The organism is Burkholderia savannae (assembly GCF_001524445.2).
GTDB lineage: Bacteria > Pseudomonadota > Gammaproteobacteria > Burkholderiales > Burkholderiaceae > Burkholderia > Burkholderia savannae.
This window is the reverse complement of record NZ_CP013418.1, coordinates 182,452-208,806: the sequence shown is the minus strand read 5'-3', so window position 1 is coordinate 208,806 and position 26,355 is coordinate 182,452. Positions and strand designations below refer to the sequence as shown.

At 68.8% G+C, this 26,355-nt stretch carries 23 protein-coding genes and 3 pseudogenes; 13 read left to right on the top strand and 13 right to left on the bottom strand.

Going from position 1 to position 26,355, the window contains the following annotated elements:
* Positions 1-148: 148 nt before the first annotated feature.
* The 3 genes from sctP to sctU are packed head-to-tail and all read right to left on the bottom strand — an operon-like array spanning position 149 to position 3,905.
* Positions 149-757 (bottom strand): type III secretion system protein SctP, encoded by a 609-nt coding sequence (sctP, locus tag WS78_RS21765; protein ID WP_059576116.1) that lies wholly within the window; start codon positions 755-757, stop codon positions 149-151.
* Positions 754-2,826 carry a type III secretion system export apparatus subunit SctV gene (sctV, locus tag WS78_RS21760; RefSeq protein WP_038743699.1) on the bottom strand — a complete coding sequence of 691 codons (2,073 nt, stop codon included), beginning with the start codon at positions 2,824-2,826 and terminating at the stop codon, positions 754-756. Before sctV ends, sctP begins: the two co-directional genes overlap by 4 nt.
* A complete protein-coding gene (gene sctU, locus WS78_RS21755; RefSeq protein WP_059576118.1) occupies positions 2,823-3,905 on the bottom strand; it encodes a type III secretion system export apparatus subunit SctU in 1,083 nt (360 codons plus the stop codon). The genes sctV and sctU overlap by 4 nt, the downstream gene beginning before the upstream one ends.
* Before the next feature lie 235 nt (positions 3,906-4,140).
* Here sctU and WS78_RS21745 point away from each other — a divergent pair, with 235 nt between their 5' ends.
* From WS78_RS21745 to sctT, 8 genes and pseudogenes are all read left to right on the top strand, one after another.
* Entirely contained in the window at positions 4,141-4,737 is a 597-nt protein-coding gene (locus WS78_RS21745) for an HrpB1 family type III secretion system apparatus protein (protein ID WP_059576122.1), read from the top strand.
* A gap of 13 nt (positions 4,738-4,750) precedes the next feature.
* Positions 4,751-5,182, top strand: coding sequence for a type III secretion protein HrpB2 (locus tag WS78_RS21740; protein ID WP_038743692.1), 432 nt, complete (start codon positions 4,751-4,753; stop codon positions 5,180-5,182).
* 2 nt (positions 5,183-5,184) lie between these two features.
* Positions 5,185-5,988: pseudogene (sctJ, locus tag WS78_RS21735) on the top strand (type III secretion system inner membrane ring lipoprotein SctJ); the annotation flags it as partial.
* A gap of 146 nt (positions 5,989-6,134) precedes the next feature.
* Complete coding sequence (locus tag WS78_RS21730; protein ID WP_059576127.1) at positions 6,135-6,833, top strand: type III secretion protein HrpB4; 699 nt, start codon at positions 6,135-6,137, stop codon at positions 6,831-6,833.
* Positions 6,818-7,534, top strand: coding sequence for a type III secretion system stator protein SctL (sctL, locus tag WS78_RS21725; RefSeq protein ID WP_038743688.1), 717 nt, complete (start codon positions 6,818-6,820; stop codon positions 7,532-7,534). The genes WS78_RS21730 and sctL overlap by 16 nt, the downstream gene beginning before the upstream one ends.
* The gene (gene sctN / locus WS78_RS21720) at positions 7,531-8,859 is read left to right on the top strand and encodes a type III secretion system ATPase SctN (protein ID WP_038743685.1); all 1,329 of its coding nucleotides are present in this window, start codon (positions 7,531-7,533) and stop codon (positions 8,857-8,859) included. Before sctL ends, sctN begins: the two co-directional genes overlap by 4 nt.
* On the top strand, positions 8,856-9,362 hold the full coding sequence (locus WS78_RS21715; protein ID WP_059576131.1) for a type III secretion protein HrpB7: 507 nt from the start codon (positions 8,856-8,858) through the stop codon (positions 9,360-9,362). Before sctN ends, WS78_RS21715 begins: the two co-directional genes overlap by 4 nt.
* A 16-nt stretch (positions 9,363-9,378) precedes the next feature.
* Positions 9,379-10,185, top strand: coding sequence for a type III secretion system export apparatus subunit SctT (gene sctT, locus WS78_RS21710; protein ID WP_059576134.1), 807 nt, complete (start codon positions 9,379-9,381; stop codon positions 10,183-10,185).
* Positions 10,186-10,418: 233 nt separating this feature from the next.
* Here sctT and WS78_RS21705 read toward each other — a convergent pair whose 3' ends face one another.
* Together WS78_RS21705 and WS78_RS21700 are read right to left on the bottom strand one after the other, a co-directional pair.
* Positions 10,419-12,443, bottom strand: a complete 2,025-nt coding sequence (locus WS78_RS21705; protein ID WP_059576137.1) for an SMI1/KNR4 family protein — start codon at positions 12,441-12,443, stop codon at positions 10,419-10,421.
* 81 nt (positions 12,444-12,524) lie between these two features.
* Positions 12,525-13,628: a NucA/NucB deoxyribonuclease domain-containing protein gene (locus WS78_RS21700; RefSeq protein WP_226377281.1), complete on the bottom strand. Its 1,104-nt coding sequence runs from the start codon at positions 13,626-13,628 to the stop codon at positions 12,525-12,527.
* A gap of 28 nt (positions 13,629-13,656) precedes the next feature.
* On the opposite strand from WS78_RS21700, the gene WS78_RS36155 reads away from it, so the two are divergent.
* A complete protein-coding gene (locus WS78_RS36155; RefSeq protein WP_156432368.1) occupies positions 13,657-14,256 on the top strand; it encodes a hypothetical protein in 600 nt (199 codons plus the stop codon).
* On the opposite strand, the pseudogene WS78_RS21690 reads toward WS78_RS36155, so the two are convergent.
* The 5 genes and pseudogenes from WS78_RS21690 to WS78_RS21670 form a co-directional block, all read right to left on the bottom strand.
* Positions 14,177-15,202, bottom strand: a pseudogene (locus WS78_RS21690) (thiamine pyrophosphate-dependent enzyme). The gene WS78_RS36155 and the pseudogene WS78_RS21690 sit on opposite strands and share 80 nt — an antisense overlap.
* A 12-nt stretch (positions 15,203-15,214) precedes the next feature.
* On the bottom strand, positions 15,215-16,546 hold the full coding sequence (locus WS78_RS21685; RefSeq protein ID WP_059576149.1) for an acetyl-CoA hydrolase/transferase family protein: 1,332 nt from the start codon (positions 16,544-16,546) through the stop codon (positions 15,215-15,217).
* Positions 16,547-16,579: 33 nt separating this feature from the next.
* Positions 16,580-17,107 carry a (R)-specific enoyl-CoA hydratase RipB/Ich gene (gene ripB, locus WS78_RS21680; RefSeq protein ID WP_059576151.1) on the bottom strand — a complete coding sequence of 176 codons (528 nt, stop codon included), beginning with the start codon at positions 17,105-17,107 and terminating at the stop codon, positions 16,580-16,582.
* A 31-nt stretch (positions 17,108-17,138) separates the two neighbouring features.
* Positions 17,139-18,008, bottom strand: a complete 870-nt coding sequence (locus WS78_RS21675) for an aldolase/citrate lyase family protein (protein ID WP_394335892.1) — start codon at positions 18,006-18,008, stop codon at positions 17,139-17,141.
* A gap of 103 nt (positions 18,009-18,111) precedes the next feature.
* Positions 18,112-19,023, bottom strand: a complete 912-nt coding sequence (locus tag WS78_RS21670) for a LysR substrate-binding domain-containing protein (RefSeq protein ID WP_059576157.1) — start codon at positions 19,021-19,023, stop codon at positions 18,112-18,114.
* Positions 19,024-19,585: 562 nt separating this feature from the next.
* On the opposite strand from WS78_RS21670, the gene WS78_RS21660 reads away from it, so the two are divergent.
* Positions 19,586-20,323 carry a hypothetical protein gene (locus WS78_RS21660; protein WP_145986864.1) on the top strand — a complete coding sequence of 246 codons (738 nt, stop codon included), beginning with the start codon at positions 19,586-19,588 and terminating at the stop codon, positions 20,321-20,323.
* 88 nt (positions 20,324-20,411) lie between these two features.
* Here WS78_RS21660 and WS78_RS21655 read toward each other — a convergent pair.
* Together WS78_RS21655 and WS78_RS36150 are read right to left on the bottom strand one after the other, a co-directional pair.
* Positions 20,412-21,026: pseudogene (locus tag WS78_RS21655) on the bottom strand (response regulator); the annotation flags it as partial.
* Between the two features lie 146 nt (positions 21,027-21,172).
* Positions 21,173-21,373, bottom strand: a complete 201-nt coding sequence (locus WS78_RS36150; RefSeq protein ID WP_156432367.1) for a hypothetical protein — start codon at positions 21,371-21,373, stop codon at positions 21,173-21,175.
* 84 nt (positions 21,374-21,457) lie between these two features.
* On the opposite strand from WS78_RS36150, the gene WS78_RS21650 reads away from it, so the two are divergent.
* Genes WS78_RS21650 through WS78_RS21640 form a run of 3 tightly spaced genes read left to right on the top strand, consistent with a single transcriptional unit; the run spans position 21,458 to position 24,949 of the window.
* Positions 21,458-23,878: an RICIN domain-containing protein gene (locus WS78_RS21650; RefSeq protein WP_059576162.1), complete on the top strand. Its 2,421-nt coding sequence runs from the start codon at positions 21,458-21,460 to the stop codon at positions 23,876-23,878.
* Complete coding sequence (locus WS78_RS21645; RefSeq protein WP_059576164.1) at positions 23,875-24,348, top strand: hypothetical protein; 474 nt, start codon at positions 23,875-23,877, stop codon at positions 24,346-24,348. Before WS78_RS21650 ends, WS78_RS21645 begins: the two co-directional genes overlap by 4 nt.
* Positions 24,335-24,949 carry an SCO family protein gene (locus tag WS78_RS21640; protein ID WP_059576167.1) on the top strand — a complete coding sequence of 205 codons (615 nt, stop codon included), beginning with the start codon at positions 24,335-24,337 and terminating at the stop codon, positions 24,947-24,949. The genes WS78_RS21645 and WS78_RS21640 overlap by 14 nt, the downstream gene beginning before the upstream one ends.
* Before the next feature lie 107 nt (positions 24,950-25,056).
* Here WS78_RS21640 and WS78_RS21635 read toward each other — a convergent pair whose 3' ends face one another.
* Positions 25,057-26,058 carry a patatin-like phospholipase family protein gene (locus WS78_RS21635; RefSeq protein ID WP_059576170.1) on the bottom strand — a complete coding sequence of 334 codons (1,002 nt, stop codon included), beginning with the start codon at positions 26,056-26,058 and terminating at the stop codon, positions 25,057-25,059.
* Positions 26,059-26,355 lie beyond the last annotated feature (297 nt).

Sequence of the window (26,355 nt, the reverse complement as noted above, 5' to 3'; positions counted from 1 at the left end):
TCGCTTGCGGGTTCGCTTGCGGGTTCGCTTGCGGGTTCGCTTGCGGGTCCGCTTGCGGGTTCGCCTGCGGGTTCGCTTGCGGGTTTGCTTACGGGTTTGCTTACGGGTTTGCTTACGGGTTTACTTGCGGGTCCGGCTACGCGCTTGCTCAGCCCACGTCGATCTCGATCGTGCGCGGCGCGCCGCAATGCGCGAGCAGCGTGTCGAGTCGCGCGTGCAGGGTCGCGCCATGCGTGCAGAGTAAGTGCCGCGTCGCCGCGTCCGGCGTCTCGAACCGAAGCCGCAAGTCGAAACGCGAAAGAACGAGATGCAGCACCGTGTCCGGCAGCAGCGCGGGCGCGAGCGGCAGGCTGATCGCCCACTGGCTTCCCGCGTCGTCGCCGCACAGCGCGGCGATCTCGGCCGCGAGCGCCTCGGCGACGCGCACCATCCGCTCGCGCTGCGCGAACACCTGATTGACGAACGCGCCGGAGCCCGCGCACGCGCGCGCCATCGCCTCGCGCCCGGCCGCATCCGGCAGCGCGGCCGGATCGCGCTCGATCGGCGGCGGCGCGCCGTCGCGCCATGGCGGCGATGCGTCGCGCCGCCGTTCGTCGCCGGCCGACGCGCGCTCGCCGGCCGGCGCGACGCGCGCGCGCCGCAGCAATTGCGCATAGTCGAAACCCCGCCGCGCCGTGTGCGCCGGGAACGCGCCGTCCGGCCCGGCGGCCGGCTCGCCCGCGATGATCCGCACCGGCCTCAGATCAGCGGCGCTCATGCGTGCGCCGCCGTCGGCATCGTCACGCGGCCGACCGGCTGCAATTCGACCTGGTCGCCGAGCTCCTGATACGAATAGACGGGCAACCAGCCGAGCCGCGCCTCGATCATCCGCCGCGTGTAGCGGCGCACGTCCATCGACGTGACGAGCGCGACGTCGTCGCGCGGCGTCTCGCCGACGAACGACGCGACGCTGTCGACGAGATAGCGCACCTGCTCGGGCGGCAGCGCGAGGAAGTTGCCCGCGGGCGTCTGCTTGATCGACTGCCGGATGTGCTGCTCCACCGGCAAGTCGAGCAGCACGGCCGGCAGCCGTCGCGCGCCGCGCGCCGCGCGATACGCGAGATAGCGCGACAGGTCGCCGCGCACGTATTCGGCGAGCATCAGCATGTCCTTCTCCTTCGGCCCCCACGCGACGAGGCTCTCCATGATGTCGCGCGCGTTGCGGATCGGGATGTGCTCTTCGAGCAGGCGGCGCAGCACATCCGCGATCCGCTGCGTCGGCAGCGCCTTCTGCACTTCGGCGACGAGCCCCGGATAATCGGCGCCGAGCTGATCGAGAATCCATTGGGTTTCCTGAATGCCGAGGAACAGATGCGCGTTGCGCCTGAGCAGCGCGATCGTCTCGTGCGCGATCACCTGCTCGGCGCGCCATGCGCGCGCGCCGGCCGGCACCGCCTTGTCGTCGATCCAGTAGCTCTCGGCGAGGCCGCCCGCGGGCCCGCGCTTCGTGCAGCGGCCGGCGAGCGCCGCATCCGACGCCGCGTCGGGCAGCATCGTCTGGTCGGCCGGCAGTTCGAGCCGCGCCTGCGGCACGTCGCGCATCAGGATCTCGCACGTCGCCTCGGGCAGCGCGCCGCTCGTCCACAGCGTGATGCCGGGAAACGGCAGCCCCTGCTCCTCCTGCAGCTTCGCGCGCTCCTCGTCGAACGCGCGATCGAGCGCGGCGGGCGCGAGCCGCGCGACGAGATCCGGCGCGACGCGCACGCCGATCGCGCACGTGAAGAGCGGCGCGCGCGGCAGGATCGACGGCGTGCCGCTCTTCGCGCCCGCGCGCTGCAGCGCGATCACCGGCTCGCCGCGCGCGGCCGTGCGGCGCGCGCCCTTCTGCAGCCGGTAGCCGGCGAACGCGAGCGTGGCCGACAGCAGCGCGAACAGCGCGGCCGGAAAGCCCGGCACGGCGGCGAAGCCGATCAGCAGCACCGCCGCGAAATACAGCGCGCGATGGCTGCCGCCGAGCTGCCGCGCGATCTCCGAGCCGAGCGACGCACCTTCGCCCTCGTCGTGATCGTCGGCGACGCGCGTGATCATCACGCCCGCCGCGACCGAGATCAGCAGCGACGGAATCTGCGACACCATCGCGTCGCCGACCGACAGGATCGAGAAGCGGTTCGCCGCTTCCCCCGCCGTCATCCCGTGATACATCACGCCGATCGCGATGCCCGCGACGATGTTCACGAGCGTGATGATGAGCCCCGCGATCGCGTCGCCCTTGACGAACTTCATCGCGCCGTCCATCCCGCCGTGCAACTGGCTCTCCTTCGCGAGCGTCGCGCGCTTGCGGCGCGCCTCGTCGGGCGTCAGGATGTTCGCGCGCAGGTCCGCGTCGATGCTCATCTGCTTGCCGGGCATCGCGTCGAGCGTGAAGCGCGCGCCGACTTCGGCGACGCGCTCCGAGCCCTTCGCGATCACGATGAACTGCACCGTCGTGATGATCAGGAACACGACGAGGCCGACGACGAGATTGCCGCCGACGACGAGCTCGCCGAAGCTCTCGATGATGTCGCCCGCGTTCGCGTGCAGCAGGATCGACTTCGTCGACGCGATGTTCAGCGATAACCGGTACAGGGTCGTGAACAGCAGGACCGACGGAAACACCGACAGCGACACGATGCTGCCGACGTACATCGTCACCATCAGCAGCGTGACGCTGATCGCAATGTTGACGCCGAGCAGCACGTCGATCACCTCGGGCGGCAGCGGCAGGATCATCAGCGACACGATCGCGACGACCAGCACCGTGATGCCGACCTCGCCGCCGGCGGGAAGCTTGAGGGTTTTCAGCGTCATGACGACCTCGCGGAGGGAACGACGGCGGCGGCGCGCGTGGGCGCGACCGATTCGACCCAGCGCAGGATCGCGGCCACCGTTTCGAACAGTTCTTCGGGAATCGCCGCGTCGCGCTCGATGCGGTACAGCGCGCGCGCGACCGGCGGATTGCCGACGATCGGCACGCCGAGCGCGTGCGCGTGACGGCGCAGCGCGAGCGCGCCGTCGTCGACGGCTTTCTCGATCACGCGCGGCAGCGGATGCTCGTCGGGCGCGTAGCGGATCGCGACCGCGTAGTGCGTCGGGTTGACGACGAGCACGCTCGCCTGCCCGACGTTCTGCCGCGCGGGTGCGCTCGTCGCGATCTCGCGCGCGAGGCGGCGGCGCTCGCCCTTCGTGTGCGGATCGCCTTCGCTTTCCTTGTGCTCGCGCTTCGCCTCTTCCTTCGTCATCCGGTTGTCGCGGATGAACATCACGCGCGCGATCTTGTAATCGGCCGCCGCGAACACCGTGACGACGAGCGCGACGACGCCGAACAGCTTCATCAGCACCGTCCACAGCACGCGCGACAGTTGCGGCGTCGCTTCGTACACGCTCGCGACGACGAGCGGAAACAGCGACGTCATCATCTTCCAGATCACGCACGCGAGCACCACCGCCTTGACGATCATCTTCACGAGCTCGAGCAGCGACTTCAGCGAGAAGATCCGCTTGATGCCCGCCATCGGATTGATCGCGTCGAACTTCGGCATCACGGGCTCGAGCGTGACCATGAAACCCGCCTGCGGCGCCTGCGACGCGACGCCCGCGACGATCGCCGCGGCGGCGAACGGCAGCATCGTCAGCGCGGCGCTCGCGGCGAGGTCGTGCAGCGCGGCGAGCGTCGCCTGCGGCGTGCGCTCGCCGTGCACGAAATCGAGCGCGGTGCGCATCGCGCGCACGAGGCCGCCCGTCAGCATCGATTCGCCCGCCGTCAGCACGCCGATCGCGGCCGCGAGCGTCACCGCGTCCGCGACGTCCTTGCTTTTCGCGACCTGCCCCTTCTCGCGGGCCTTCTTCAGCTTGCGCTCGGAAGGCTCTTCGGTTTTCTCTTCGGCCATCGCCGCCGTTCCTGTCGAGAGTCGGACACGGTGCGTACGTTAATGGCGCGGCGCGCCGCGCGCGCGCGCCGGCCCGAAGCCGCGCCGCCCGACGCGAAGCGCGCGCGGCGCTTCGCATCGCATGCGCGCGCTTCGCGTCGGCGGCCGAGCGGCCGCCCCGCGCTGCTACCTTGCGCCCCATACGCTTTTCCATCAACGACATGCGCCGCTCGCGCGGCGACACGGAGCGCACACCATGGACGAATCCCGGCCGACCTATCTGCGATGCAGCCAAGCGGCGCTGAACGAACTGATCGACGCCGCGAGCCTGGCGCTCGGCGGCGCGCTCGGCGGCCCGGCCGCCGATCCCTACGACATCGGCCTGCTGATCGACGCGCTGCGCGTGCTCGCGCCGCAATTGCCCGCCGCCGACATGTTCGACGGCATGCTGCACGTCGCGCTCGGCAATTTCGACGACGCCGTGCGCGTGTTCGCGGAAATCGCGAGCGGCGCGACGACCGCGATCTACGGCAAGGCGCTGCTCGCGTTCGCGCTGCAACTGAAGCGCGATCCGCAATGGCGGATCGCCGCCGACGAGGTGCTCGCGGCGGGCAGCCCCGCGCAGGCCGTCGCGCTCGTGCGCGCGCTCGAGCGGCAGCACGACGTGATGCTCGCGAAGGAGCGCGCGGAGCGCACGGGCGTCTGGGAGTTGCCCGAATCGGGCGCGGCCGCGCGCGGCGACGCGACCGATGCGCCGAGCGCGAATCCCGCAAGCCCCGCGAATCCCGCGAATCCCGCGGGCGGCTTCGACGCGCAGGCCGCGTTCGCACATCGGCAATATCTGCGTCTTTGACGAGGAGGCCCGCATGACCGCCCCGCTTTCCCCGACCGACCTGACCCGCGCGCTCGACGCCGCGTTCTCCGACGCGGCGGCGCCCGGCGGCCCGGCGGCTGCGACGACCACGGCCGGCACGGCGGCGCACGACGTCCCGGCCGACGTCGCCGGCCGCTTCCAGGCGCTGATGTCGAACGCGACGCCCGCGCCGCCCGTCGCGCCTGCGCACGACGCGAGCGCGATCGCGAAGCTCGTCGAGACGTCGGACGCCGCGATCAGGCAGGTGCTCGACAACGCCGCCTATTTGAGCCGGCACGCGAGCGAGCTGCCGATGAGCCAGATGTTCGCGGCGTCGATCCAGGCGTCGGCCGAGGCCACCGCGATGCAGATCGATCTGCAGGCGAAGATGAGCGTCGTCACGTCGACGAAGGACGCGATCGGCTCACTGATGAAGAACCAGTAACCATGAAACGACTCCATCTCCCGATCGCCGCCGCGCGCGGGCGGCGCGCCGCCCGGCTCGCCGCGCTCGTCGCATGCGCGATGCTCGCCGCCGGCTGCCGGCAGGAGCTTTACGGCGGCCTCGCCGAGCGCGACTGCAACGAGATGATGGCCGCGCTGCTGCAAACCGGCGTCGACGCGCAGAAGAAGACGCCCGACGGCGGCAAGACCTGGACGCTCGCCGTCGACGACAAGCAGATCGTCAAAGCGATGGAAGTGCTGCGCGCGCGCGGGCTGCCCGCGGCGCGCTACGACGATCTCGGCGCGCTCTTCAAGAAGGACGGCCTCGTGTCGACGCCGACCGAGGAGCGCGTGCGCTTCATCTACGGCGTGTCGCAGGAGCTGTCGGACACGCTGTCGAAGATCGACGGCGTCGTCGTCGCGCGCGTGCACATCGTGTTGCCGAACAACGATCCGCTCGCGCAGATCGCGAAGCCGTCGTCGGCGTCGGTGTTCATCAAGTACCGGCCGAACGCGAATCTCGCGACGCTCACGCCGCAGATCAAGAACCTCGTCGTCCATGGCGTCGAAGGGCTCACGTACGACGAAGTGAGCGTCACGTCGGTCGCGGCCGATCCGGTCGATCTCGTGTCGGCCGCGCAGCCGGGCGCGCGGGACTCCGGCGGCGCGACGCTCGTCGGCGTGCTCGCCGCCGTCATCGTGTGCGCCGCGCTCGCGGCCGCGGGCGGCGCGCTGTGGTGGCGCGCGCGCAGGCATGGCGGCGCGGGAGCTGGCGCGGGCGGTCTCGCCGCGCGGCTGCGCGGCGGCAATGGCGGCGGCCGCGGCGATGGCAATGGCAATGGCGGTGGCGGTGGCGGTGGTGGCGGTGGTGGCGGTGGTGGCGGTGGTGGCCGTGGCGGCAGCGGTGGCAGCGGCGCGAAAGCCGCCGCCGCGTCTCGGCAGGCCGGCGCGCGATGAGCGGCGGCACGCCGGTTGCAAGCGTCGCGAGCGTCGCGGCAAGGGCGACATGGCTTGCCGGCTACGACGCGAACGCGCGACGCGCGGTGGACTGGATTCACGCGAGCTGGCACGGCGCGCTCGCGCCGCTCGTCGCCGCGACGCGCGAGCGCGAGCGCGCGCCCGCGCTGCGCGCCGCATGCTCGCTGCTGCTGCTGCGCGCAGTGGGGGCCTCGTCGCCGCCACTCGACGGCTTCGATGCGCCCGCGGACCGGCTCGCCGCGCTGCCCGTGGCCGACGCGCTGCGGCTGTTGCGCCTGCGCGCGCTGCTGTCGCGGCGCGCCGAGCTGCGTCACTGGATCGACCGCGCGAGCCGCGAGCGGCTCGCCGGCTGGGTCGGCGCCGACGGCTGCCGCGCGCTCGCCGCGCTCACGGCGCTGCCCGACGCGCCGCGCGCGCGCGGCCTCGATCGCCGCGCGCCGATCACGCCGCTCGCGCAACTGTCCGGCGACGACATCGCATGGGAAGGCTGGTGCCTGTTCGAGCGCGAACGGGTCTGGTCGCCCAAGGGGCCGGCGCGCATCGTGCGCCTCGCGTTGCCGCGCGAGCGCGCGCGCGCGCCGTGGATCGAACACGCGGCGGCGGACGCGGACGGCGCGACGCTGCTCGCGCGCCTGCCGTCGCTGTATCCGGAGTGGTCATGGCTTTTTGGCTGAAGAACCGACAGATTCCGCTCGCCGACGATTGCTGCATCGACGCGCCGCACGGCGTGCTGCGCCGCGACGCGTTCGAGACGGTTCAAGCGCTCGACGCCGCGCTCGACGCGCTCGCGGCGCAACGCGACGCCGTGCTGCGCGCGGCCCGCGACGAAGCCGAACGGGTCGCCGCCCGCGCGCGCGCGCAGGCCGACGCGCTCGTCGAAGCGGCGCGGCGCGAGCACGACAGCGCTTATGCGCGCGGCTACGACGCGGGCCGCGCGCAGGCGATCGCCGACTGGCACGCGCAAGCGGCCGATTCGTTCGAGCAGGAGCGGCGCGTGCGCGACCGGATGCGCGAGCGGCTCGCGGAGCTCGTCGCCGCCGCCGTCCAGCAGATGGTGCGCGCGGAGGACGCGCGCGGCCTCTTCGCGCGCGCGGCGCAGACGGTCGAGCGCGTCGTCGCCGGCGCCAGCTATCTGACGGTGCGCGTGTGCGAAACCGATTACGACGCCGCGCGCGAGCAGTTCGGGTTCGTCGCCGACGCGTGGCGCCGGCAGGGCCGCAACGTGCCCGTCGACGTCGTCGTCGAGCCGCGCGTCGCGCCCGGCACCTGCGTATGCGAATCCGATTTCGGCACCGTCGACGCGAGCCTCGACACGCAACTGAACGCGATCCGCGCGGCGCTCGCCCGCGCGCTCGACGACGCGAGCCGCGCATGAACGCGCTGACCGATCTGTCCCGCGTCGCCGACGCGATGGCCGCGCGGCTCGCGATCGAGCCCGCCGTCGGCATGACGGGCAAGGTGCTCGAAGTGATCGGCACGCTCGTGCGCGTCGTCGGCCTCGAAGCGACGCTCGGCGAGCTGTGCGAGCTGCGCAGCGCGTCGGGCGCGCTGCTCCAGCATGCGGAAGTCGTCGGCTTCACGCGCAACGTCGCGCTGCTCTCGCCGTTCGGCGCGCTCGGCGAGATCAATCGCGGCACGCGCGTTGTCGGCCTGCGCCGGCCGCTGTCGGTGAAGGTGGGCGACGGCGTTCTCGGGCGCGTGATCGACAGCTTCGGCGAGCCGATCGACGGGCGCGGCCCGCTCGACTGCGACGCGCTGCGCCCCGTGCTCGCGCCGCCGCCGAACCCGATGTCGCGGCGCATGGTGGACGCGTCGCTCGCGACCGGCGTGCGCATCGTCGACGGCCTGATCACGCTCGGCGAAGGGCAGCGGATGGGCATCTTCGCGCCCGCCGGCGTCGGCAAGAGCACGCTGCTCGGCATGTTCGCGCGCGGCGCATCGTGCGACGTCAACGTGATCGCGCTGATCGGCGAGCGCGGCCGCGAAGTGCGCGAATTCGTCGAGCTAATCTTGGGCGAGGATGGCATGGCGCGCTCGGTCGTCGTGTGCGCGACGTCCGACCGCTCGTCGATCGAGCGCGCGAAGGCCGCGTACGCGGCCACCGCGATCGCCGAGCATTTTCGCGACCAGGGCAAGCGCGTGCTGCTGATGATGGATTCGCTCACGCGCTTCGCGCGCGCGGGCCGCGAGATCGGCCTCGCGGCCGGCGAGCCGCCCGCGCGGCGCGGCTTCCCGCCTTCCGTGTTCGCCGAGCTGCCGCGCCTGCTCGAGCGCACCGGGATGGGCGAGCGCGGCTCGATCACCGCGCTCTACACGGTGCTCGCCGAGGACGATTCCGGCAGCGATCCGATCGCCGAGGAAGTGCGCGGCATTCTCGACGGCCACATCATCCTGTCGCGCGAGATCGCCGCGCGCAACCAGTATCCGGCGATCGACGTGCTCGGCAGCCTGTCGCGGATCATGCCGCAGGTCGCGACGCGCGAGCACGTCGGCGCGGCGGGCCGGCTGCGCCGGCTGCTCGCGAAGCACCGCGAGATCGAGACGCTCCTGCAGCTCGGCGAATACCAGGCGGGCAGCGATCCGGCGGCCGACGAAGCGGTCGCGAAGATCGACCGGGTCCGCGCGTTCCTCAACCAGCGCACCGACGAGCACTCGCCGACCGACGCGACGCTCGCCGCGCTGCACGCGCTCGTCCAATGACGTGCCGCAAGCAGCGCGCCTTCGAGACGCTGCTCGCGCGCCGCGAGCAGCGCGGCGCGAAGCTGCGCGCGGAGCAAGGCGCGCTGCGCACCGAACGCGACGCGGCGGCGGCCGAGCTCGCGCAGTGCGAAGCGCACGCGCATGCGAAGCGCGATGCGGCGAACCGCTACGCGGCGCGCGTCGACGCGATGGCGGCCGGCCGCGCGCCGTTCGCGATCGGCGACTACGCGGCGTGCCGCCGCTATCGCGACGCGCTGCTCGACGAGCACGCGCTCGCGCACGCGCAATGCGCACGCCTGCGCGCGGCGCTGCAGGCGAAGGCCGACGCGCTCGCCGCGGCCGCGCGCCGGATCGCCCGCAACGATGCGCAGATCGACGTCGTGCGCGAGCGCATCCGGCGGCTCGCACGCGCGGCCGAGGCGGCCGCCGAGGACGCGCAGGACGAGGAAATCGAGGAAGGCGCGCTCGCACGCCGGCTCGCGGCCGCGCGGGCATCGAACTAGGAGCCCGGACATCGGCATGACGACCTACGACATCTTTCCGTTGCAGCACCTCGGCGACGAATTCATCGGCTTCATCGTGCTGCTCGCGCTGTCGAGCGAGCGGCTGCTCGTGATCATGACGATCCTGCCCGCGACCGCCGACAACGTGATGAAAGGCCCGCTGCGCAGCGGCGCGGCGGCGCTCTGGTGCCTGTTCGTCGCGTGCGGCCAGCAGGCGCTGATTCCGCAGCTGCGCGGCGCGTTCCTCGTGTTCGCCTGCGCGAAGGAGGCCGTGATCGGGCTCGTGCTCGGCATCGCGGCGTCCACCGTGTTCTGGGCCGCCGAGGCGATCGGCACCTACGTCGACGACGTCGCCGGCTTCAACAACGTGCAGATGCAGAACCCGAGCTCGGGCACGCAGACCTCGCTGATGGCGACATTGTTCGGGCAGCTGACGATCGCGGCGTTCTGGATGCTGGGCGGCATGACGTTCCTGCTCGGCGCGCTGTACGAATCGTATGCGTGGTGGCCGCTCGGCTCGTTCGATCCGGTGCCCGCGCCGCTGCTCGCGCTGTTCGCGCAGGCGCGGCTCGACATGCTGATGAACATGATCGCGCGGATCGCCGCGCCGATGATGGCGATGCTGCTGCTCGTCGACCTGGGCCTCGCGTTCGTCTCGCGATCCGCGCAGAAGCTCGATCCGATGTCGATCGGCCAGCCGCTCAAGGGCGCGATCGCGGTGCTGATCGTCGCGGTGCTGGCGGGGAATTTCGTGACCGAGATGCGCGGGCAGATTTCGCTGGCGGGGCTTGCGCAGCAGGTGAGGCAGCTCGCCGGTCATTAGCGGGAAATCGGCAGCGCGATCGACAGCGGAGAACACGACGAAATCAAAGGCGCCGCAATCCGGCCGGCCCGCCGTCCGCTGCCGGGCGCGTCGCGACGTTGCGGAATTCGACGCGCACGCGGCCGAAAAGACGAAGGCCGACGCCGCGCGACGAACCGCCGGCGCGCCGCGCTGCGCTCATTCGCCGCCCGGGGCCGGCGGCGCATCGGCGCGCCGCGAATCGCCGGCGAACGTCAGCGCGCGCCCCGCTCGTCCGCCACGTGAGCGAGCCATTCGACAAAATCCCGCGCAACGCGCTCGCGCCGCTCGTCATCGTGCCAGACCCGTATCACCTGCCCGACGGTTCCGCCTTCGGCGGGATCGAGATCGAGACACAAATGATTGCCGCCGCCGTCGTGCGTGAACGGAATCCACTTGAGGTTGTACCAGTCGTCCTTGATGCCCGCGTCGGGCTCGGACGTCATGTCGTCGAAATCGCCGCCGGCCACGAGGCCTTTCCAGATCGACCATTGCGCGACGATCTCGCGCGCGCTCAGGAGCGCGTCGTTCTCGGCGAACACCGCGCCCGCATCGGCCTGGCCGTCGTGAATCCGCAGGCTTTCGACGAATGCGGGCGGCAGCGTCACGCCGAGCGCCGCATGCATCGCATCGATTTCGCCGGCCGGCGCCGGTCCGTTGAGTCCGCCCGGCAAACGGCTGCGATCGGCGGCGAACCAGTCGTCGAGCTGATTCCAGACGACGCGAAGATCGGCGCTCGCGGCGGCCGCATCCGAAGCGGCGGAAGCGGTCGCGACGGCGGCGCAAGGCAACGGCTGCGCCGCCGGCGCGGCGGCCGGCAACGCGTCGAGCGGCGCCGCATCCGGCCCGGCGCGATCGAGCCGCAGAAACTGAACCGCGCTGCCGGCCGGCAACGGCGCCTGCCCAGCCGGAATCGCGACGAGCACGCTGGCCTGAGCGACGCCGCGGATCGGCCCGTCGCCTTGAGACGGCAGCAGCCGGACAATCGGTTCGCCGTTGGCGCCGCGGCGCAGATTGCCCCATTGCATGCCATTGAGCTCGGCATGGCGCTCGACGTCGTGCGCGATCGCGCCGGTTTCCCAATCCGGTCCCGGCCGCGCAACGTGCTCGAGCAAATCGAGCACGTGCGACACGACGGCGTGCATCAGCATCGCCACCGCGCTCGTATGGCCGGGCAGGTTGATCAGCGTCGCCTGGTCGTAGAACGTCAGCGCCAGCGTCCCGTGCGGCGTGCCGTCGGGCCGCGTCAGCGCAACCGTCTCCCTCTTCGGCGGCGAGCGATCGTCGCTGCGACCAAAATTGAAGCGCCCAGCCGGCGTTTGCTTGATCTCGACGGACGAGCGCTCCGTCGAGTACATCATCTGCGCATTCAGCCCGAGATCCTGAAACGGCGGCGCCGCCGGCAATCCCGCGCCGACGATCAGATCGTAGCGTTGCGAGAGCTCGACGAGCTTCCGCTTGAATGCGTATTCGTCGCGCTGCACATCGGGCGATGGCTGCGTCATGTCCGGCGGCGCGAGATATTCGACGCTCGGCGCGTCGTACCCCCACCGCCGCAGCATCGCGCGGATGTACGGCCCGCGCGTGTCCGGCCGTTGCCATGTTTCGCGCGCTTCGCCTGGCGGCACCTGATCGTAGCCGACGATCACGACGCCGATGCGCGGGCGCTTCGTCACCGCGATCTCGCGCACGCCCGCGGCGATCAGCGCGGCCTGCCGCTCGGCGGTGATCCGCCCGCCCTTCGGCAGCAGCACGTCCCCTTTCCGGTATTCGCTGCCCGGCGCGATCACGTGATGGCCGGGCGGCACCGGAGCCTGAAACCGCAGGTAAGACTTCTCGCCCCGATACGTCACCTGATGCCCGGACTTCGGCACGATCGCGTCGGCGTTTTCCGGCAACGGGAAATAGGCGGGTATGTCGACCGCCCGCCGCACGCCGATCGCGCGAGCCGCCGGGCTGCTCGTGCGCGACGCGAGCACGCGCCGGGTGAACTCGAAGTCGAGCTCGACCGGCTCGCGACGAGACGCGCGCGCCGTATCGGACGCGCGCAGCGCAAAGCCTTCGGATGCGGCGAGCGCAACGGACGGTACGTCTTCGACGGCGATCACGTCGGCGGCGGCGACGCGCAGCAGCGCATCCTCGATCGCTACCGTCTCGCTTTGCATTGCCCCCGGGACTGCCCGTTGGCACCATTGATAGGCCTGATTGAGCCAGGCGGGAAAATTCGCGTGTTCGCTCATGGAATTCTTCAGGTGCGATGCCGCGGTTCGCGCAAGGAGACGGCGAACCACGGCATCGTCGGTGCTGTTTTTCTATGTGAGTCAGCGTTTCGACGCGGCCTGCGAACCCACGTCGACGTAAAACTCCTCGCTATCCAGCACACGCTGGTTCAAATAGAAGTTGCCGAGATACGCACCGGCGCGGCGATTGTCGCTCGCGTCGATACGCTTGACCGACACTTCGTTGTCCCGTGCGCCTTCCTGTGTCGCGGCGAACGGATATTCGTCGCAGTCGCAATCCGTCGGCGTTTCCTCCGGATCGCCCGTGAACGTGCATTGCCCCGTGACCGAACCGTACTTCACGACGCACTGCTGCTTCGAATTGCTGCGGTTGGCGCGACGCCAGTCCGCATCGCGCGTGCGCTTGAGCGGCTTCGACTCCCAAGTGTCCGGGAAGATTGTGCCATCTCCTCGCGACACGAACTTGCCCGGACTGCCCGCCGCCTGCGCCTCGCGAATATGGATCGCGGATTCGTCGACGTCGAGATTCTCGGCGGTGATGGTGCGCAGTACGGCGGGCGCGTCCGGATAGACGCAGCCTTGCGTGCCGCTCTTCGCGAGCCCGACGTCGCATCGAATATCGGGAATGTAGCCCGCTCCCGCATACGAGCTCACGCTCGCGCCGTTCTCGAACGAATCGCCCGATCTGGCGACGCGGTACTCGATGGTCGGACGGATCAACTGCGGATTGTCGCCGCCCATGTTCGGCGTGATCGCCACCGGCACTTCGCTGGACAAGCCGCCGATCGCGAGCGGCACCCCCGCGTTCGGCGCGACCGTGCATGCCGGGCCGCATTCGACGACCGGCTTGATCATCACGCCGCCCGGATTGCCGGAAATCGCGCGCGCGCGGAACCGGAACTTCAAGGTCCACGCGAGCTGGTTCGACGGATTGTCGGAATACGCATACGCGTCGATGGCGACGCGGCCGATCTCGCTGTTCTGATCGTCCTTGACCACGTATTCGAGCGGAGACGACTTCTGACAGTGAGCGCCGCGGCTCAGCAATGCGTCTTTCGTCCGTTCGGCGCTGACGGCCGTACAGATCGGCGAAACGTCCGTGGCGCTTTCGGCATGCGCCTGCATCGCCGCGACGCACAGAATCGCGCCGGCAAAAACCTGGCCCAACCGGGTTCGATGATTCACATCCCCTCCTGACCAACAAGTAATCGAAATGAAATTTTTGTTGCGCATCGAATTTAACGATTCATTCGATCGAAATAGAACTGTCAGGTTTGTCAGGAATGTAAATATTCCGGATTGCGTGAAGGCGCGGTATTTTTTCCCGGAAAGATCAGGAATATCGGCCGCCGCGTCTTATTGTTCAAATACGCGAAAACGCCGGCGAAGCTCGGCTCATGGGGCGCGCGCCGCCCGTCTTCGGGCTCGGTCCGGCACGTCGAACGAATGGCGACGATGCCGGCGCGGCATTTTCGAATCACGCGATGGCGATATTCGATTCGAATTGCTCGACGTGTTCATCGCGATTCGCATTCGTATCGGCGTCGAATTCGAGACCGATATCGAAGCCGATATCGATCTCGAATTCCGGTCGACGCCTCGCGATATCCCAGGGATGCCAAATCATGAGCAGGCCGACGCCGACAGCGGCAGGCGCGCCGGACGATTCATCGTATCGATCGCCGCGCCCGCGCTCGACGAGGCGGCTTCGCGGCGAAGCCGCCTTCGCCGCGTCACCGCGGATTCGTCTGCGCGAGCTCGAGCATTTCGTCGCCGCGCCCGCTCGGCACCGCACGCAGCATGGACAAGCTGAATCCCTTCGCATGCGCCCATTCGATCTTCGGCGGCATCGCATGCTCGCGCTTGTCCGTGACGACGTCGAGGAGCGCCGGCCCCGGATGCGCGAGCAGCTTGCCGGGCGCGTCGGGCGGCGCCCGCGATTCGGTCACGCGCAAGCGGTAAAGGCCCGCGCCCGTCGCGACCGCCGCGAAATCGGTCTCGTGCAGATCGGTGCCCGTATCCAGATAGCCGCCCGCCTTCATTTCCATCGCGACGAAGCCGAGCGAGCCGTTGATGTAGGCGATCACCTTGATCGGCAAATCGAGCCGGCGCGCGCTCGGCAGATCGCCGAGCAGCATCGGCAGTCCGCCGCAGCCGGACAGCGACACGACCTGCCGGCCCGGATGCGCGGCCTGCGCGCCGAGCGCCTGCGGCAGCGCGTTCGCCGTCGAGCCGTGATTGAACGAGCCGTGCAGCCGCCTGCGGCCGCTCATCGTCAGATAGCGCGCCGCCCACAGCGTCGGCGTGCCGACGTCGGCCGCGAAGATCGCATCGGCGGCGGCGAGCTCGTCGACGACGCGCGTCAGATATTGCGGATGGATCGGCCGTCCGGCGGGCGACGGCCGCGCCAGCTCGTCGAGCCCGTCGCGCGCCGACGCGTAATAGGAATCTGCGCGGCGATCGCGGGCACCGGCACGTGATTGCGATGACAGTCGAACAGGCCGTTGATCAGATGCAGATTGCCCGGCCCGCAACTGCCGGCGCACACCGCGAGCCGGCCGGTTTCCGCCGCCTCGGCGCCCGCGGCGAAGGCCGCCGTTTTCTCATGGCGCGTATGCATCCAGCGAATGCCGCCGATTCGGCGCAGGCTTGTCGGACAATCCGTTCAGGCTGTCGCCCGTCACGCCCCAGATCCTCGTGACGCCGGCGGCGGCCGGCGTCGGCGTCGGCGCGAGGTAATCGGCAATCGCGCTCGCCATGCGATCCTCCGTTCAAATCAAGTGCAATCCGCGTGCGTGCGCGGCCAATTCGTCGCGGAAATCGGGATGCGCGAGACGGATCAGCGCGTTCGCCCGCTCGGTCGACGACAAGCCCTTCAGGTTCGCCACGCCGTATTCGGTCACGACGAGGTGCGTGTCGGTGCGCGGCGTCGTGACGGGCCCCGTCAGTCGCGCGACGATCTTCGAGACCGCGCCGCCCGCGGCGGTCGAGTGAAACGCGAGGATCGATTTCCCGCCGCGCGACGCGTACGCGCCGCGCACGAAATCGAGCTGCCCGCCCGACGCGCTGTACTGATGGCCGTTGACGTGCTCGGAATTGCACGCGCCCGTCAAGTCCATCTCGATCGTCGAGTTCACGGAGATCATGTTGTCGTTGCGCGCGATGTTGCAGGGATCGTTCACGTAATCGACCGGATGGCTCTCGAGCGCCGGATTGTCGTGGATGAAATCGTACATCGCGCGGTCGCCCATCGCGAACGTAAACACCGACTTGCCCCGGTTGAGCGTCTTGCGGCTGTTGTCGACGACGCCGCGCCGTATCAGCTCGACGAGCCCCGGCGTCAGCAGCTCGGTGTGGATGCCGAGATGCCGGTGGCCGACGAGCGCGCCGCACACCGCGTTCGGCAGCGCGCCGATTCCCATTTGCAGGCACGCGCCCTCCGTCACGAGCTCCGCGATCTGCTCGCCGATCACGCGATCGAGCGCGCCGCCCGGCTTCGGAGTCAGTTCCGGCAGCGGATGGCTCGATTCGACGATCGCGTCCACTTCCGACACGTGCAGCAGCGAATCGCCGAACACGCGCGGCATGTTCGGGTTGACTTCGACGATCAGCCGGCGCGCGGCGCGCGCGACCGAGCTCGTGTAGTCGTTGTTCGTGCCGAACGTGAAATAGCCGTTGCGGTCCATCGGCGACACCATCACGAGCATCGCGTCGACGTCGACGTGATCGGCGAACAGCCGCGGCGACTGGCTGAACGAATTCGGCACGAAGAACACCACCTTACGGCCGCCGTCCGCTTCGCCGAGCTTCACGAGCTCGCGCTCGGGCTGCCCCATGAACATGCAGTGCGGCAGAATCCGCCCCATCAGCGAATAGCGCAACAGCGTCTCGCGCAGGAACGCTTCCGCATGAAAGTAGTACACGCGCAGTTCGTCGACGTCGCCCGCTTCCGCGCGGGCGGCGAGCGCGGCGAGCAGCGCCGGCGGCTGCGCCATCGCCATGCCGAGCGCGATCGACGAGCCGCTTCGCACCGCCGACACCGCGCGATCCGGCGACGTCAGCTTCCCCGTATAGATTTCCTTCACGTCACGATCCTTCTGCATCCCGAACCTCCTCGGCGTTCCGTTTCAAGTCGTTCAGTAATTGGCGTCGGCTTCCGGCGAATGGCCGCGCTTGTAGATCAGCATCGTGCGTTCGAACGACATCACGATGACACCGTGCTGATTGACGCCCGTCGTCTCGACAGTCACGATTCCCTGCGTCGGCCGGCTCTTCGATTCGCGGCGCGACAGCACCCTCGATTCGGCGTAGAGCGTATCGCCCGCGAACACCGGGGCTCTCGCCCTCACCTGGTCCCAGCCGAGATTCGCGACCACCTTCGCGCTGACGGTGCGCACGCTCATGCCGGTCAGCAGCGCGAGCGTGAACGTGCTGTCGACGAGCAGCTTCCGCCACTCGGTCTTCGCCGCGTATTCGGCGTCGAAGTGCACCTGCTGCGTGTTCATCGTCAGCAGCGTCATCCAGATGTTGTCGACGTCCGTGATCGTGCGGCCCGGGCGATGCTCGTAGACGTTGCCGGGCTCGAAGTCCTCGAAATACAGGCCGGATGTCTCGCGAAACCGCTTGTCGCCGATTTGCCGATAGGCGGGAATCGTCGTGCTCATGCTCGTCTCCTCGTCAAAGAAAAGGGTGGCGTCAGCGCGCGGCGGCCAGGACGTCCCGGGCCTCGCGCGCGATCGCTTCGTCGACCATGCGGCCGTCGACGGCGGCCGCGCCTTGCAACGCCACGCCGATCACGCGGCGCGCCCACGCGATCCGCTGCGGCGACGGCGTGAACGCCGCGTTGATCGGCGCGACGTGAAACGGATGAATCGCCGCCTTGCCGCGAAAGCCGTTGTGCACGGCGAACGCGAGATCGGCGTCGAGCGCGGCCGCGTCGCGCAGCGCGAAACAGGGCGCGTCGAGCGCGGCGACGCCGCAAGGCGCGCAGGCCGCGGCGATCCGCACGCGCGCGATCTGCAGCGCGAGCGCGTCGGGCTGTGCGGCGACGTCGGATGCGTAATCGGCCGCGCCGAACATCAGCGCTTCGATCGACGCCGACGCGCGCGCGATCGCGCCGGCCTGCTCGACGCCCGCCGCGGACTCGATCGTCGCGACGAAACGGGGCGCCCTGCCCGCGTCGCGCAAGAGTGCATCGAGACGAGTGATCCGCTCGGGCGACTCGACCTTCGGGACGACGATGAAATCGGGCAGGCGCGGCGCGTCGATCAGCATGCCGATATCCGCGTGGCCGGCGACGGAATCGGGCGCGTTGATGCGCACGGCCGACGCCGGCCGCGCTTCGGCCGGCTCGCCCGCCAGCCACGCACGCGCGTGGTCGCGCGCACGCTGCTTGTCGGCGGCCGAGACCGAATCCTCGAGATCGACGATCAGCACGTGCGCACCGCATTCGCGCGCTTTCGCAAAGCGATCCGGGCGCGTGGCCGGCGTAAACAGCCAGCTGCGCGGCCGACTGTACGGCCGGCTGAGCGATGCGGGCATGGCTGCGTCGTGTGGAACGGGCATGATCAAGGCTCCTCGCTGAACGAAACGACGAGTTCATTGTCGCCACCCGGCCCGCGCGCGACAATGCGGCATTGTCGGGGGCAGCCTTCGGGAAACCGGAAGGCTAGCGGCGCCGCGCGAACGTCCTGCCGCTTTCGACGAGATGGCCGAGCAATTGCCGCGCATACGTCGGCAACGCGTCGACGTCCGCGACGCACACTTTCATTTCGCGCAGCGCCCAATCGTCGCGCAGCACGAGCGTCTTGATCGACATCGTCCGCTTGCAGCGCCGTGCGGCCGATTCGGGCACCACCGACACGCCGACGCCGTTTTCGACGAGACGGCAGATCGCGTCGAAGCTGCGCAGTTGAATGCGCGGCTTGAGCCGCCGATGCCGTTCGCGCGCATGCGCTTCGAGATAGGTTTGGATCGCCGCGCCCGCCGCGTAGCCGACGAAATCGTAATCGAGCAGCGTCTCGAACGACACGTCGCGCGCGGCCGCGAATTCCGGCTGCGACGCGGGCACGACCGCGCACAGGCGATCGGTCGCGAACGGAAAGCTCCGCAGCCCGCCGACGTGCTCGCCCGCCGCGACGATCCCGATGTCGGCCACGCCTTCGACGAGCGCCTCGACGATCTCGTGGCTGAGCATTTCCTCGAGCTCGATGCTCACGTTGCGATGCCGAGCGAGAAAGCGCGCAACGGGGCCGGGCAGGAATTCGGTGAGCGCGTTGGTGTTGGTCAGAAGGCGCACCGTGCCGCGCAAGCCGTTCGCGAATTCGCCGAGATCGTCGGTGAGGCGCTGCATCGATGCGAGCGTCGCGCGCGCATGGCGCAACAGTGTGTGCCCCGCTTCGGTGGGTTTCACGCCGAGCCGTTCGCGCACGAGGAGCGGCACGCCGGCCGTCTCCTCCATCTGCTTGATGCGTCCGCTCGCCGAGCCCAGCGCCAGATTGACCCGGCTCGCGCCGTGCGTGATGCTGCCGGCCTCGACGACGGCCACGAACAGACGCAGATCGGTGATGTCGAAACGCATGCGCCCTCCCGGATCGACGAGCCTACGGATGAGTCGAAGGCTGGCCTCGACTGTCGGGCATTGTGAACGACAGCCGGCGTTTTCACAATCGGCGTGACGGGTACGCGCGAAGCAGGTCGGCGTCCGACGTTGCCGTGTCGAAAATGCATCGCACATGCATCGCGAGCGCGGCGCAAACGCATCGCGAACGTCACGCGCGCCGCATCGCGCAACGCCGCAGATCCCGCGCGCACTACGCTCGTGCCTTTCGCAACCAGGAGCGCGTACGCCCGCGCGTCGAGGTCGGCCAAGCCGAGAACCGACCCGCCTTGCTCCGGCATCATCGATGTGCGGGTGCGCACATCGTCGATTCGCTTTCGGCCTTCGTGTCGTTCGTCACGCGGCGAGTCTCCATTTCGTTTTCGCCGGCGATGGCACAATGCTCGAACCAAGCTTTTTTTCGAATCGCGGCCATGGTCTCCGACACTGGAAAATACGCAACGCGGGATCAAGTCTGTTTTCGCGAGCGCTTGAGATTCGATACATCGCACCGGCCCCCACCTTCAACCTCGGGAGATCCAAATTGAGCGACAGCAGCGAAAGCGCGGCAAAGGGATTGGGCTTGTTCTCGACGCTGCAAGCCGCAACGGAGCTCAGATTCTTTTTTCTGTCGGTGGCGTTCACGCTGCTCACCGACAACGCACTCGTTTGGACTCACCAGCCGGGAATCATGGCGATCGCCGGCGATCCCGAATTGATGTCGAGAGCCAATCTTCCGATCAAGATCATTCTCATATTCGTGGGATTTTCATTCCTGTCGTCGATCGCCCTCCCGCTGTTGGCCGCATTCGTCGACGCCATTTATCTCGCGACGATCGGAAGCTGGCTGACGAGCCTCCACTCATACCTCGACGTCAAGACAGGCGCGCTGGAGCGCAGCGCCCGCCGGCGTCACGATTGCGTGAGCCCGATCGAACTCCGGGACGAGGCTCATCTGACCAAGGACAAATACTATCTCGACCTCTATAAGGATCATCAGCAGAAGCTCGGCGACGATCGAAAGAACACCATGCGGTTCGCCCTGTACGCCTTCTATTGCCTGACGATGCTCTGCTGGAACGCGTATCTCGGCTGGACGCCGGAGAACACCCTCTCGATCGTGTTCTCGACATTCCTCGGGGACAAGACCTACGTGTTCTACGCGATACTCATCTTCTTCGTGATGTTCGTGTCGCGCTTCCACGAGAAATGGGAGCCGAACTGGATCTACTGCCCGTCGCTCTATCGCAAGATCACGGACGCCGAGAATCATCGAAGGTAGCGAGCCGCGCAAGCGCGATCGGGACAGGCTTGAGCCGCATGATTCGAGCAACCGTGGCACCGGAATCGCGTCTCGATGCGACACGTCAGTCGAGGAGCCGCGCCGTCCGCCGGATCGCTTCGACGCGCGCCTGCACCTGCGCTTCGAGTCCCGCGTTGAGCGTGCGCAACGCGTCGTTCTGCGCACGCGTGAGCGCGTCGAGGCGCGCCGCTTCGCGATGCAGGCGTTGCTGCTCGATCGCCTGCTCGACGGGCATCAGCAGATCGTGATCGTCCCAAGGCTTCGTCAGATAACGGTAGACGCCGGCCTCGTTGATCGCGCGCACCGCCGAATCGATTTCCGAATAGCCGGTCAGCAGAATGCGCATCGCGTCCGGCCGGCACTCGCGCGAGCGCGCAAGAAACGCCGCGCCGCTCATCCGCGGCATCCGCATGTCGGAGACGATCAGATCGACCGCGTGCTCGGCCAGCGCGCGTAGAGTGCGGCGTCGCCGCTGTCGGCGGTGAGCACGCGGTAGCGCTTCGGCCGAAGCACGCGCTCGAGCGACGACAGCACGCTCGGCTCGTCGTCGACGAGCCGCACGACCGGCGCGCGCGGCGGGCGCGTCGCTCGCCGCGCGCGCCGGCCGTGCGTCGTCTTCCCCGGCGGACTCGTTGCGCTCTGTCGACATCGAAGGACTGCTTGCTTTCAAGCGTTCGCTCATGGTGCCCTCGTCCCCGATCTTTCTTTTTCCTTGGATAACGGCACGACGCGTCTTCTCATGCACTAGGGAAAACGCGCGAATGGCGGCACGCGAAATCGCGAAATCCCGGCGGCCCGGAATTTCGGATTTTTTCAGCGTCGGCTGAATTATTTAAACAGATATTTCACGCCGGAAATGGGAAATCGGGTTTTCCCATTTATGACCGGAACAGGCTTCGTTGCTTGTTGCTTTTCCCTTTTTATCCTTGTCGCCCGCCGATCGAGATCGACGCGCGCACCGCGCTCCCGTTCGCCGAACGCCGCCGCGCCGCCGCGCCTGCGAACGATCAACCGAACGCGCGATTCCATTCGCGATTCAGTCATGCGCCGAACAGTCGAATCCGATTCGGCCACTTTTAATACGCCGCGGGAAAAACATATGACGAGGCGGAGATGCACTTCTTTCGATTCGCGTGGCGTCGCGCACAATATTGGCTGTGCTTATTGGTCGCCGGCTTCTTGCTGCCGCAAGGCGCGCTCGCGGCCGTCACGGCCTCGTATTCGGACATCGTCGGCGCGGACAGCGGACTGTGCGTGTCCGCCGCCGGCAACTCGACCGCGTCGGGCGCGGGCATCGTGCAGACGTCGTGCGCGGGCCTCAATAACACGACGTGGTCGTTCGTCCCCGTCGGCAGCCGTTATCACATCGTGCTGCAAGGCAGCGGCCTGTGCCTGAACGTGCCCGGCGGCTCGCTCGCGAGCGGCACGCAACTGATCCAGTATGCATGTCAGAACAGCAGCATGACCAACGATCAATGGACGATCGTCGCGGTCGGCTCGAGCTACCGGATCGTGTCCGCGTCGAGCGGCATGTGCGTGAACGTCAGCGGCGCATCGCGCGCGGGCGGCGCGGCGCTGATCCAGTATCCGTGCCAAAGCGCGGGCGCGCTCAACGACCAGTTCAACGTGTACTTGCCCGTCGTCGCGTTCACCAACGTCGCGGCGGCGAGCAGCAATCTTTGCATGAGCGTCAGTGGCGGATCGACGGCCGCCGCCGCGCCGGTCGTGCAGGGCGCATGCTCGAATCAGGGCGGCACGAGCTGGTCGCTGCTGCCGGCCGGCAGCGGCTATCACGTCGTGTCGCAAAGCACCGGGCAATGCCTGAACGTGTCCGGCGCAAACACGACGAGCGGCACGCCGCTCATTCAGTACCCCTGTCAGGGCGACGCGCAGACCAACGATCAATGGACGGTCGTTCCCGTCGGATCGAAGTACCGGCTGATCTCGGTGTCGAGCGGCATGTGCGCGAACGTGAGCGGCGGCTCGCTGTCGTCGGGCGCGCCACTGATCCAGTATCCGTGCCAGGACGCGAACGCGCTCAACGATCAGTTCGCGCTCAGCCTGCCGCAGTCGTTCCCGGTCACGCTGCCGTCCGCGTGGAGCCCGGTGATTCCGCTGCCCGTCAATCCGATCGGCCTCGCGAACACGCCGAACGGCAAGCTCGTGATGTGGTCGGCGGATCAGCAGTTCAGCTTTCAGAACGACGTCGGCGGCAAGACGACGCAAACGCAAACCGCCGTGTTCGATCCGGCGACGAATCAGGCGACGCCATATCTCGAAACGTCGGCGGGCTCGGACATGTTCTGCCCCGGCACCGCGATGCTACCGGACGGCCGGCTGCTCGTGAACGGCGGCGACAGCAGCCCGAAGACGACACTCTACGACTGGTCGAGCAACACGTGGAGCGCGGCGGCGACGATGAACATCGCGCGCGGCTATCAGGGCGACACGCTGCTGTCGAACGGCTCGGTGCTCACGCTCGGCGGCTCGTGGAGCGGCGGCCAGGGCGGCAAGACCGCCGAGGTGTGGACGAACGGCGGCGCGTGGACGCTGCTGCCCGGCGTGCCGGAGACGAATATCGTCGGCCCGGACCCGCAGGGCATCTATCGCGGCGACAACCACCTGTGGCTGTTCGCACAAGGCAACGGCACCGTGTTCCATGCGGGGCCGAGCTCGCAGATGAACTGGATCTCGACGAACGGCGGCGGCGCGATTCAGTCGGCAGGCATGCGCGGCGTCGATCCGTTCAGCATCAACGGCACCGCGTCGCTGTACGACGTCGGCAAGATCCTGAAAGCGGGCGGCGCGAAATCGTATCAGCAGAACGGCAGCGTCACGACCTACGCGTCGAATTCGGTCTATCAGATCGACATCACGCGCGGGCCGAATCAGCCGGCGGCGGTGCAGCGCCTGAACGGCATGACTTACCAGCGCGCGTTCGCGAACAGCGTGATCTTGCCGAACGGCAACATCGTGATGATCGGCGGCCAGAGCGTGCCGATGCCATTCACCGACACGACCGCGATCATGGTTCCCGAAATCTGGGACCCCGCGACGCAGCGCTTCAATCTGCTCAAGCCGATGCAGACGCCGCGCACCTATCACAGCACGGCGATCCTGATGCCGGACGGCCGCGTGTTCGCGGGCGGCGGCGGCCAGTGCGGCGCCGGCTGCGCGATGAATCACCTGAACGCGGAGATCCTGACGCCGCCGTACCTGCTCAACGCCGACGGCACGCCGGCGCAGCGGCCGGCGATCGTGTCGGCGCCGACGTCGGCGAGCCTCGGCGCGTCGATCAGCGTGTCGACGCAGGGGCCGGTGACGTCGTTCGTGCTGATGCGCCTGTCGTCCGTCACGCATTCGACGAACAACGACCAGCGGCGCATTCCGCTCGCGATGACGTCCTCCGGCGCAACGAGCTACCGGCTCGCGATTCCCGCCGATCCCGGCATCGTCCTGCCCGGCTACTACATGCTGTTCGCGCTGAACGCGCAGGGCGTGCCGAGCGTGTCGACGTCGATCCGGATCTCGTGACGATGCTCGGCGAACAGCGCGCGCGCCGCGCATCATCGACGGGACTCGCGCTGACGCTCGTGCTTGCGCTCGCGTGGCCCGGCCACGCGGCGCACGCGAACGATCTCGCGGCGCGCGGCCGTGCGTTGTTCGGAGGCGACGCGCGGCTGCAGGGGCGACTGCCGATGCATCCCGGCGATCTGCCCGCGCCGCTCGTGCGCTGCGCGAACTGTCACGCGGCGGGCGCGGGCGCCGCGGTGCCGAATTCGATTGCACCGCGCCTCACGCGCATGTGGCTCGGCGATTTGCAGAGCCGGCGCGGCGGCCCGCCGAGCCGCTACGATCGCGATGCGTTCTGCGCGCTGCTGCGCACCGGGCTCGATCCGGCCTACGTATTGATCAATGTCGAAATGCCGCGCTACCGCATCGGCGAGCGCGATTGCACCGCGCTCTGGACCTTTCTGAACGAGGCGCCGCATGAGCGCCGATGAAATCCACATGCAACGGCGCGCGCTGCTCGCCGCCGCGCTCGGTGCATCGCTCGCGCCGGCGCTGCCCGCGCTCGCGGCGACAGAACGCGCACGGCCGCCGGCCGGCCAAAGCGGCTATCACGGCGGCCTGATCGCGCCGCCCGTGCCGGTGCCCGACATGCCGCTGCGCACGGCGGACGGCCGCGCAACCCGCCTGCGCGCGCTGCTCGCCGGCCGCGTTACCGCGCTGCAGCTGTTCTACACGGGCTGCTCGTCGACGTGCCCGATCCAGGGCGCCGTGTTCCGGCGCGTGCAAACGCTGCTCGGCCCGCATCCGAAGCCGGACATCCAGTTGCTGTCGCTCAGCATCAGCCCGCTCGAAGACACGCCGCGGCGAATGCAAGCGTGGCTCGCCCGCTTCGGCGCGCGTCCCGGCTGGATCGCCGCCGCGCCCGGGCTGAAGGATGTCGACGCGCTGCAGGCGTTCTTCGGCGGCGGCCGCACGGGTCTCGACAATCACGCCACGCAGGTGCAGATGATCGATCGGCGCGGCGAGCTGGTTTGGCGAACTTACGAATTGCCGTCGCCGGAGACGATCGCGGCGCTGCTCGGCAACGCGTGACGGCGACGGCGCGCGGAATCATTCGGGTCGCGCCGAGCGCATGGCGAACCGCCGCACGGCGCGCGGCCGCGTCACCGCGCGCCGCGCCGCGCACGCCGTCAACGCCGTCAACGCCAGTTCGCGTCGACCCACTGGCAAACGCTCTCCCACTCGGGCGTCGCCATGTACGCGAGCGTTTCGTTCTCCAGCCGAGCGGCCATGCGCCAGTCGTCGAGTTCCACGGCATCGCCCAACGCGAGATTGGCGCGCCGGTAGCATCCGCCGAGCAATTGCGCCGCCTGCTGCGTCGCGAGCATCGTCGTCGTATCGAACGTCAGCCCGAGCAGCGCCGCCGCCGGTACGCCGTTGCTCGCGAACGGCCAGAACCATGTCGTCACGCCCCATCCGAGCGGGTCGCCGACGGCGTCCGGACGAACGCCCTCGCGACTGACGCCCGTGCCGAGCGACAGCACGCGCAAATTGCCGAGGTCGCCGCCGAGGCCGCTCGCGAGCGCCTCGGAGACGGCGGTCATCGACGGATTGTTCGCGAATACGCCGCCGTCCGCGAAATAGCCGAGCAGCGGCACTTCGTACGGCGGAAAATACGAAGGCGCGGCCGACGTGGCGAGCGCCGCGTCGACGAGACTCACGTGGCGATATGCATTGCCGCTCGCGTTCGAGAACGTGCAGGCGGTCCAGCCCTGCATCGCCGGGTCCCACAAGCGCGCCGAATTGACGACGATCAGGCGGCGCAGCTCGCTCAGATCCCCGCCGCGCAGCAGTTCCTGCGCGATGCGTTTGAGCCCCGTGTTCACGTACTTGCATGCGAGAAGCCCCGGCCCGGCCAGCGCGTCGACAGCCGCGGCGTTCGTTGCGAGCGCCGCCCTCTGTTCGAGCCACGCGCCGTTCTCCTGGAATATCTCCGCGCCTCGCCTTCTGTAGACGTCGACGACTTGCGAGATCGGCACGCCGCGCGCAAGCGCGAGCGCGATCAGGCCGCCCGTCGACGTGCCGGCGAAGCCGTCCGTCCTCGCAAGCATCCCGCTGCGTCGATCGAGATCCTGAATGAGCAAGGCGGTGATCAATCCCCTGATGCCGCCACCGTCGCAACTGAGAATCTTGAAGGCCATCGCAGTTCTCCTCGGCTCGTGAAATGAATGCGCGGATGCCGTCGAACGGACGAACGCGCGCTTCGCCGCCGCGACGCGCTCGTCGGCGAGGCGACGCGACGTCCGCGCCGCGTTTTCGCGCCGGATGCGGCACGCATCCGGCGACCGGCGCGCGTCGACATCGCCGCGCCAATCCGATCCGGCATTTCATCCGGCTCAATTAGCGGCTTCGCTTCGTCGGCAGCGAAGGCTCGACAGCCGGATTCGCCGGTGATTCGCCGGTGCGCGATCGGAAAACCCGGCCGGTCCAAACCGGCT